This window comes from Streptomyces sp. NPDC057474 (assembly GCF_042802555.1).
Lineage (GTDB): Bacteria > Actinomycetota > Actinomycetes > Streptomycetales > Streptomycetaceae > Streptomyces.
Map to the genome: position 1 here is coordinate 1 of NZ_JBHVDX010000312.1, position 9272 is coordinate 9272.

8 protein-coding genes are annotated in these 9272 nt (G+C 69.0%); all 8 read right to left on the bottom strand.

Annotation, left to right across the window (positions count from 1 at the left end; genetic code table 11):
* Nucleotides 1-84: 84 nt before the first annotated feature.
* Entirely contained in the window at nt 85-1734 is a 1650-nt protein-coding gene (nuoN, locus tag ACFU53_RS43950) for an NADH-quinone oxidoreductase subunit NuoN (protein WP_384005476.1), read from the bottom strand.
* Nucleotides 1731-3326, bottom strand: coding sequence for an NADH-quinone oxidoreductase subunit M (locus ACFU53_RS43955; protein WP_384005477.1), 1596 nt, complete (start codon nt 3324-3326; stop codon nt 1731-1733). The genes nuoN and ACFU53_RS43955 overlap by 4 nt, the downstream gene beginning before the upstream one ends.
* Nucleotides 3327-3331: 5 nt before the next feature.
* Nucleotides 3332-5227 carry an NADH-quinone oxidoreductase subunit L gene (nuoL, locus tag ACFU53_RS43960; RefSeq protein WP_384005479.1) on the bottom strand — a complete coding sequence of 632 codons (1896 nt, stop codon included), beginning with the start codon at nt 5225-5227 and terminating at the stop codon, nt 3332-3334.
* 15 nt (nt 5228-5242) lie between these two features.
* On the bottom strand, nt 5243-5542 hold the full coding sequence (gene nuoK / locus ACFU53_RS43965; protein WP_384005481.1) for an NADH-quinone oxidoreductase subunit NuoK: 300 nt from the start codon (nt 5540-5542) through the stop codon (nt 5243-5245).
* Complete coding sequence (locus tag ACFU53_RS43970; protein WP_384005483.1) at nt 5539-6390, bottom strand: NADH-quinone oxidoreductase subunit J; 852 nt, start codon at nt 6388-6390, stop codon at nt 5539-5541. The genes nuoK and ACFU53_RS43970 overlap by 4 nt, the downstream gene beginning before the upstream one ends.
* Complete coding sequence (nuoI, locus tag ACFU53_RS43975; RefSeq protein ID WP_384005485.1) at nt 6387-6998, bottom strand: NADH-quinone oxidoreductase subunit NuoI; 612 nt, start codon at nt 6996-6998, stop codon at nt 6387-6389. The genes ACFU53_RS43970 and nuoI overlap by 4 nt, the downstream gene beginning before the upstream one ends.
* Nucleotides 6991-8352 (bottom strand): NADH-quinone oxidoreductase subunit NuoH, encoded by a 1362-nt coding sequence (gene nuoH / locus ACFU53_RS43980; protein WP_384005487.1) that lies wholly within the window; start codon nt 8350-8352, stop codon nt 6991-6993. Before nuoH ends, nuoI begins: the two co-directional genes overlap by 8 nt.
* Nucleotides 8349-9272 (bottom strand): molybdopterin-dependent oxidoreductase (locus tag ACFU53_RS43985; protein WP_384005489.1); only part of this gene is annotated, 924 nt, incomplete at its 5' end. The genes ACFU53_RS43985 and nuoH, both read right to left, overlap by 4 nt.

The window sequence follows — 9272 nt, forward strand, 5'->3', positions numbered from 1 at the left end:
CCGCGGCCCGCCACCGGCCCACCGGGGGGCCCCGGCCCCCCCCGGGCGCGGGGCCCCGCCACAGCCGTACGACCAAGCGGAGCGTCAGCGCACGAACACCCCCGCCTGCCCCGCCAGGTCCAGGAAGTACTGCGGCGCGATGCCGAGCACCAGTGTGACGGCGACCCCGACGCCGATCGCGGTCATGGTCAGCGGCGACGGCACGGCGACGGTCGGCCCCTCGGGGCGCGGCTCGCTGAAGAACATGAGCACGATGACGCGGATGTAGAAGAACGCGGCGATGGCCGAGGAGATCACACCGACCACGACGATCGCGCCCGCGCCGCCCTCCGCCGCCGCCTTGAACACGGCGAACTTCCCGGCGAACCCGGAGGTCAGCGGAATGCCCGCGAAGGCCAGCAGGAAGACCGCGAACACGGCCGCCACCAGGGGCGATCTGCGTCCGAGACCGGCCCACTTGGACAGGTGTGTGGCCTCGCCGCCCGCGTCCCGCACCAACGTCACCACGGCGAACGCGCCGATCGTCACGAACGAGTAGGCGCCCAGGTAGAACAGCACGGACGAGACGCCGTCGGGCGAGGCAGCGATGACACCGGCGAGGATGAACCCGGCGTGGGCGATCGACGAGTAGGCGAGCAGTCGCTTGATGTCGGTCTGGGTGATGGCGACGATCGCGCCGCCCAGCATGGTGACGATGGCGACGGCCCACATGACCGGCCGCCAGTCCCAGCGCAGGCCGGGCAGGACGACGTACAGGAGCCTGAGCAGCGCGCCGAAGGCGGCCACCTTGGTCGCCGCCGCCATGAAGCCCGTGACCGGCGTGGGCGCGCCCTGGTACACGTCCGGCGTCCACATGTGGAACGGCACCGCGCCGACCTTGAAGAGCAGGCCCATGACGACCATGGCGGCGCCGATGAGCAGCAGCGCGTCGTTGCCCATGGTGCCGGCGAGGGCGGGGTTGATCTCTCCGACGGTGCCGTCGACGACCTGGGCGATCGTCGCGTACTTCACCGACCCCGAATAGCCGTACAGCAGTGCGATGCCGAAGAGGGTGAAGGCGGAGGCGAAGGCGCCGAGCAGGAAGTACTTGACCGCGGCCTCCTGCGACATGAGCCGCTTGCGGCGGGCCACGGCGCACAGCAGGTAGAGCGGGAGCGAGAAGACCTCCAGGGCGATGAACAGGGTCAGCAGGTCGTTGGCCGCCGGGAAGATCAGCATGCCGCCGATCGCGAAGAGCAGCAGCGGGAACACCTCGGTGGTGGTGAACCCGGCCTTCACGGCGGCCTTCTCGCTGTCGCTGCCGGGCACGGACGCGGCCTGCGCGGCGAAGGAGTCGACCTTGTTGCCGTGCGTCTCGGGGTCGAGCCGCCGTTCGGCGAAGGTGAAGACGCCGAGGATGCCGGCCAGGAGGATCGTGCCCTGCAGGAACAGGGCCGGTCCGTCCACGGCGATGGCGCCCATCGCCGCGATGCCGGCCTTCGTGGTGCCGTATCCGCCCGCCGCGAGCGCGACGACCGCGGCGAAGGATGCCGCGAGAGCGACCACGGAGACGAACACCTGGGCGTAGTAACGGGTCTTGCGTGGCACGAAGGCCTCGATCAGCACCCCGATGATCGCCGCCCCGATGACGATCAGAGTGGGCGACAATTGCCCGTATTCGATCTTCGGCGCGTCGATCTTCGTGATCGGGTCGGCCGCGGTTGTCCACAGGCTGTGGACGGCTGATGCGCTCACTTGGCCGCCTCCACCTCGGGCTGGGGGTCCTGCTTCTGGACGTCGGACATGGTGTGCTCGACCGCCGGGTTGACGATGTCGGTGAGCGGCTTCGGGTAGACGCCCAGGAAGATCAACAAAACGATCAGCGGGGCGACCACCACGAGTTCCCGCGCCCTCAGATCGGGCATCCCCTCGACCTCGGCCTTCACCGGGCCGGTCATCGTCCGCTGGTAGAGGACGAGGACGTAGAGCGCGGCGAGGACGATGCCGACGGTGGCGATGATCCCGACCACCGGGTAGCGCGCGAACGTGCCGACCAGGACCAGGAACTCGCTGACGAACGGGGCGAGCCCGGGCAGCGACAGCGTCGCGAGGCCGCCGATCAGGAACGTGCCTGCGAGGACCGGCGCGACCTTCTGCACGCCGCCGTAGTCGGCGATGAGCCGGGACCCGCGCCGGGAGATCAGGAAGCCGGCCACCAGCATCAGGGCGGCGGTCGAGATGCCGTGGTTGACCATGTAGAGCGTCGCGCCCGACTGGCCCTGGCTGGTCATCGCGAAGATGCCCAGGATGATGAACCCGAAGTGCGAGATCGACGCGTACGCCACCAGCCGCTTGATGTCCCGCTGGCCGACCGCCAGCAGCGCCCCGTAGATGATGCTGATCAGCGCCAGGACGAGGATCGCGGGCGTCGCCCACGTGCTGGCCTCCGGGAACAGCCCGAGGCAGAAGCGGAGCATCGCGAAGGTGCCGACCTTGTCGACGACCGCCGTGATCAGGACGGCGACCGGGGCGGTGGACTCCTGCATGGCGTTGGGCAGCCAGGTGTGCAGTGGCCACAGCGGGGCCTTCACCGCGAAGGCGAAGAAGAAGCCGAGGAACAGCCAGCGCTCGGTGCTGGTCGCCATCTCCAGCGTGCCGTTGGCGCGGGCCTCGGCGATCGCCGGGAGCGAGAAGTTCCCGGCCACGACGTACAGGCCGATCACCGCGGCCAGCATGATCAGGCCGCCGACCAGGTTGTAGAGGAGGAACTTCACGGCGGCGTACGAGCGTTGCGTCGCCGCCGTTTCCTCGCCGTGCTCGTGGGCACGGTCCCCGAAGCCGCCGATGAGGAAGTACATCGGGATGAGCATGGCTTCGAAGAAGATGTAGAAGAGGAAGACGTCGGTGGCCTCGAAGGAGATGATCACCATCGCCTCGACGGCCAGGATCAGGGCGAAGAAGCCCTGCGTGGGCCGCCACCTCCCCGCAGCGAAGCTGCCAAGAGATGCAGCTCCGGTCTCCAGCGGGTCGGCGTCGTGCCAGCCCGCGAGGATGATGAACGGGATCAGCAGGGCGGTGAGCGCGATGAGCGCCACCGCGATGCCGTCCACGCCCAGCTCGTACCGCACCCCGAAGTCGGCGATCCAGGCGTGGGACTCGGTGAGTTGGTAGCGGTCGCCGTCCGGGTCGAAGCGGAACAGGACGATCGCGGCGAGCACGAGCGTGGCCAGCGAGACGATCAGCGCCAGCCATTTCGCGGCGGTGCGCCGCGCGGCCGGTACGGCGGCCGTGGCGATCGCCCCGAGGGCCGGGAGCGCCGCCGCCGCTGTCAGCAGGGGAAAGGACATCGGTATCAGACCGCCCTCATCAGCAGGGTCGCGGCGATGAGGATCGCAGCGCCGCCGAACATCGAGACCGCGTACGACCGGGCATAGCCGTTCTGGATCCGGCGCAGCCGCCCGGAGAGACCGCCCATCGAGGCCGCAGTGCCGTTGACGACGCCGTCGACCAGGGTGTGGTCGACGTAGACGAGGGAGCGCGTGAGGTGCTCTCCGCCGCGTACGAGGACGACGTGGTTGAAGTCGTCCTGGAGGAGGTCGCGCCGGGCGGCCCGGGTGAGCAGCGATCCGCGCGGGGCGACGACGGGGACGGGCCGGCGCCCGTACTGGAGCCAGGCGAGGCCGACGCCGATGACCATCACGGCGACCGTGGAGATGGTGACCGTCAGCGCGCTGATCGGCGGGTGGCCGTGCGTGTGCTTGGTGACGGGCTCCAGCCAGTGGACGAACCGGTCGCCGATGCTGAAGTACGCGCCGCCGAAGACCGATCCGACGGCCAGCACGATCATGGGGATCGTCATGACCTTGGGCGACTCGTGCGGGTGCGGTTCGTCGCCGTTCTCGTCGGGCTGCCAGCGCTTCTCGCCGAAGAACGTCATCAGCATCACGCGCGTCATGTAGAACGCGGTGATGGCGGCGCCCAGCAGGGCCACACTGCCGAGGATCCAGCCCTCGGTGCCGCCCTTGGCGAAGGCCGCCTCGATGATCATGTCCTTGGAGAAGAAGCCGGACAGACCGGGGAAGCCGATGATGGCGAGGTAGCCGAGGCCGAAGGTGACGAAGGTGACCGGCATGTACGTGCGGAGGCCGCCGTACTTGCGCATGTCGACCTCGTCGTTCATGCCGTGCATGACCGAGCCGGCGCCGAGGAAGAGCCCGGCCTTGAAGAAGCCGTGCGTCACCAGGTGCATGATCGCGAAGACGTAGCCGATGGGGCCGAGGCCCGCGGCCAGCACCATGTAACCGATCTGCGACATCGTCGAGCCCGCGAGGGCCTTCTTGATGTCGTCCTTCGCACAACCGACGATCGCACCGAAGAGGAGCGTGACCGCGCCGACGATGGTGGTGACGAGCTGTGCGTCCGGCGAGGCGTTGAAGATGTCCGCGGAGCGGACGATCAGGTAGACGCCGGCGGTCACCATGGTCGCGGCGTGGATGAGGGCCGAGACCGGGGTCGGGCCCTCCATCGCGTCCCCGAGCCAGGACTGCAGCGGCACCTGGGCGGACTTGCCGCAGGCGGCGAGCAAAAGCATCAGGGCGATGGCGGTGAGCCTGCCCTCGCTCGTCTCGCCGGTGGCCTCCAGGACCGGCCCGAAGGCGAAGGTCCCGAAGGTGGTGAACATCAGCATGATGGCGATGGACAGGCCCACGTCGCCGACGCGGTTGACCAGGAAGGCCTTCTTCGCGGCGGTGGCGGCGCTGGGCTTGTGCTGCCAGAAGCCGATCAGCAGGTACGAGGCGAGGCCGACGCCCTCCCAGCCGACGTACAGCAGCAGGTAGTTGTCGGCGAGGACGAGCAGCAGCATCGCCGCGAGGAACAGGTTCAGATAGCCGAAGAAGCGGCGTCGGCGCTCGTCGTGCTCCATGTACCCGATGGAGTACACGTGGATGAGCGAGCCGACTCCGGTGATCAGCAGGACGAACGTCATCGACAACTGGTCGAGCTGGAAGGCGACGTCCGCCTGGAAGCCCTCGACGGGGATCCAGCTGAACAGATGCTGGCCCATCTCGCGGTGTTCGGCGTCCTTGCCGAGCATGTCGGCGAAGAGGACGACGCCGATGACGAAGGAGGCGGCGGCGAGGACGGTGCCGATGAGATGGCCGACGGCGTCGAGGCGCCGGCCGCCGCACAGCAGGACGGCCGCTCCGAGCAGGGGCGCCGCGACCAGCAGCGCAATCAGGTTCTCCACGATTCTTCCGACCCCTTACAGCTTCATCAGGCTGGCGTCGTCGACCGAGGCCGAGTGGCGGGACCGGAACAGCGACACGATGATCGCGAGTCCGACCACGACCTCCGCGGCGGCGACGACCATCGTGAAGAAGGCGATGATCTGGCCGTCGAGATTGCCGTGCATCCGGGAGAAGGTGACCAGGGCGAGGTTGCAGGCGTTGAGCATCAGCTCGACGCACATGAACACCACGATCGCGTTCCGCCTGATCAGGACGCCGGTGGCGCCGATCGTGAACAGCAGGGCGGCGAGATACAGGTAGTTGACGGGATTCACTTCGATGCCTCCCCGCGCTTGCCGCCGTTCCCGCTGTTGGTGCGCTCCAGGCGGTCCTCGGCGCGCTGCTCCAGGGCCTTGAGGTCGTTGAGCGCCTGCGTCGACACGTCGCGGACCTGGCCCCGGTCCCGCAGCGTCTTGCTGACGGTCAGCTCGGACGGCGTGCCGTCGGGCAGCAGGCCCGGGATGTCGACCGCGTTGTGCCGGGCGTAGACGCCGGGGGCCGGCAGCGGCGGGAGGTGCTTGCCCTCGCGTACGCGCTCTTCGGCCAGCTCGCGCTGGGTCTTGGCGCGCTCGGTGCGCTCGCGGTGGGTGAGGACCATGGCGCCGACGGCGGCCGTGATGAGGAGGGCGCCGGTGAGTTCGAAGGCGAACACGTAGTCGGTGAAGATCAGGGCCGCGAGGCCCTCCACGTTGCCGCCCGCGTTCGCCTGGCCGAGGCCGTTGAACTCCGTCAGCGAGGCGTTGCCGATGCCCGCGATCAGCAGGATGCCGAAGCCGAGGCCGCAGAGGAGGGCCAGCCAGCGCTGGCCCTTGATGCTCTCCTTCAGGGAGTCCGCCGCGGTGACGCCGACGAGCATCACCACGAACAGGAACAGCATCATGATCGCGCCGGTGTAGACGACGATCTGCACGACGCCCAGGAAGTAGGCGCCGTTGGCCAGGTAGAACACGGCCAGGACGACCATGGTGCCGGCGAGGCAGAGCGCGCTGTGCACAGCCCTCTTCATGAAGACGGTGCACAGGGCGCCGATCACGGCGATCGTGCCGAGCACCCAGAACTGGAAGGCCTCACCGGTGGAGGTGCCGGCGGAAAGAGTGGCTGCGGCGGCTAGTTGCGCGCTCATGCGTCCACCTCCTCGTCCTCGGGCTTCTCGCCCTTGGAGGCGGCGACCTGACGTACCGTGCCGGGCGCGGCCTCGGTCACGAGCCCCCGGTAGTAGTCCTGCTCGTCGGTACCGGGGAAGATCGAGTGGGGCGAGTCGACCATGCCCTCCTCCAGCCCGGCGAGCAGCTGCTCCTTGGTGTAGATGAGGTTGGCGCGGCTGGAGTCGGCCAGCTCGAACTCGTTGGTCATCGTGAGCGCGCGTGTGGGGCACGCCTCGATGCACAGGCCGCACAGGATGCAGCGGGCGTAGTTGATCTGGTAGACGCTGCCGTACCGCTCGCCCGGCGAGTAGCGCTCCTCGTCCGTGTTGTCGGCGCCCTCCACGTAGATGGCGTCGGCAGGACACGCCCAGGCGCACAGCTCACAGCCGACGCACTTCTCCAGGCCGTCCGGATGGCGGTTGAGCTGGTGCCGGCCGTGGAACCGCGGGGCCGTGGTCTTCTGCTGCTCCGGATACTGCTCGGTCAGCCGCTTCTTGAACATGGCCTTGAAGGTCACGCCGAAGCCGGCGACGGGGTTCTGGAAACCCGGTTTGGTCTCTTTGGTCTCTTTCGGCTCCTCAGCCATCGGACGCCTCCCTTCCATTCGAAGATCCGTCACTGTCAGTATCGGACCCACCACTGACAATCAGCTCCCGCTCCCGGCGCGGACGCCTGCGCGGCACCGGCGGGAGGGTCTGTCCGGGCAGGGGCGGTACGGGGAATCCGCCGGCCATTGGGTCGAAGGCGGCCGGTTCGGCGGGCTGGTCCTGTGCCTCGCGCCGGTCGCGGAACATGTCCGCGACGACCGAGAGCAGGAACAGCACGATGACGGCACCGGCGACGTACAGGGCGATCTCAGCGAAGTCGTAGTTCTCGTTCCTGAGGGTCCGTACGGTCGCTACGAGCATCAGCCAGACCACGGAGACCGGGAGGAGGACCTTCCAGCCGAGCTTCATCAGCTGGTCGTAGCGGACGCGCGGGAGTGTGCCGCGCAGCCAGATGAAGAAGAACAGCAGCAGCTGCACCTTCACCACGAACCAGAGCATCGGCCACCAGCCGTGGTTGGCGCCCTCCCAGAAGGTGCTGATGGGCCAGGGGGCCCGCCAGCCGCCGAGGAAGAGCGTCACCGAAACGGCGGAGACGGTCACCATGTTGACGTACTCGGCGAGCATGAACATCGCGAACTTGATCGACGAGTACTCGGTGTTGAAGCCGCCGACCAGGTCGCCCTCGGACTCCGGCATGTCGAACGGGGCGCGGTTGGTCTCGCCGACCATGGTCACGATGTAGATCACGAACGAGACCGGCAGCAGCACGATGTACCAGCGGTCCTGCTGCGCCTCCACGATCGCCGACGTCGACATCGACCCCGAGTAGAGGAAGACCGAGGCGAACGCGGCGCCCATGGCGATCTCGTACGAGATCATCTGCGCTGCGGAGCGGAGGCCGCCGAGGAGCGGATAGGTGGAACCGGAACTCCAACCCGCCAGCACGATGCCGTAGATGCCGACCGAGGCGACCGCGAGGATGTAGAGCATCGCGATCGGCAGGTCGGTGAGCTGCATCGTGGTGCGCTGGCCGAAGATCGAGATCTCGTTGCCGGCCGGGCCGAAGGGGATCACCGCGATCGCCATGAAGGCCGGGATGGCCGCGACGATCGGCGCGAGGACGTAGACGACCTTGTCCGCGCGTTTGACGATGACGTCTTCCTTGAGCATCAGCTTGATGCCGTCGGCGAGCGACTGGAGCATGCCCCAGGGGCCGTGCCGGTTGGGGCCGATGCGCAGCTGCATCCAGGCGACGACCTTGCGTTCCCACACGATGGAGAACAGCACAGTGATCATCAGGAAGGCGAAGCAGAACACCGCCTTGACGACGACCAGCCACCAGGGGTCGCGGCCGAACATCGAGAGGTCTTCAGCGGCGAGGTACAAGCTCATGCCTCCACCTCCTCGGGGGCCTCGGCGGCGAGCGTCGCGGGGCCGATACGGACGAGTGCGCCGGGCAGCGCCCCGGTGTCGGAGGCGACGCCCGAACCGGTGGAGTTCAGCGGCAGCCAGACGACGCGGTCGGGCATCTCGGTGATCTGCAGCGGCAGCTCGACGACCCCGGCGGGGCCGCTGACCGCGAGGACGTCGCCGTTCTTGACGCCGGACTCGGCGGCCGTGGCGGCGGACACGCGCGCGCGTGCGGCGTGCCGCGTCCCGGCGAGCGCCTCGTCGCCGTCCTGGAGGCGACCCTGGTCGAGCAGCAGCCGGTGCCCGGCCAGTACGGCCTCCCCGGCGGCCGGGCGCGGCAGTCCGGCCGCCACCTCCACCGGCTCGTTGGCCCTCGCCCCGTCCCACGCCCCGAGGCGGTCCAGCTCCGCGCGTGTGGTGCGCAGATCCGGCAGCCCCAGGTGGACGTCCATGGCGTCGGCCAGCATCTGGAGCACCCGCCCGTCGGTGGGTGCCACCCGGCGGGTCATCTGGTCGGGCTTCAGCGCGGCCTCGAACATCCGCACACGGCCTTCCCAGTTGACGAAGGTGCCCGCCTTCTCGGCGACGGCGGCGACCGGAAGGACGACATCCGCCCGTTCGGTGACCTCACTGGGCCGCAGCTCCAGCGACACCAGGAAGCCCACCGCGGAGAGTGCCTCACGCGCGCGTGCCGGGTCGGGCAGATCGGCGACCTCGACTCCCGCCACCACCAGGGCCCCGAGCTCTCCGGTGGCGGCGGCCTCGACGATCTGCCCGGTGTCCCGGCCGTACCGCAGCGGGATTTCGGCGAGGCCCCAGGCGGCGGCGACCTCCGCGCGTGCGCGCGGGTCGGTCGCCGGACGGCCGCCCGGCAACACCGACGGCAGCGCGCCCGCCTCGAC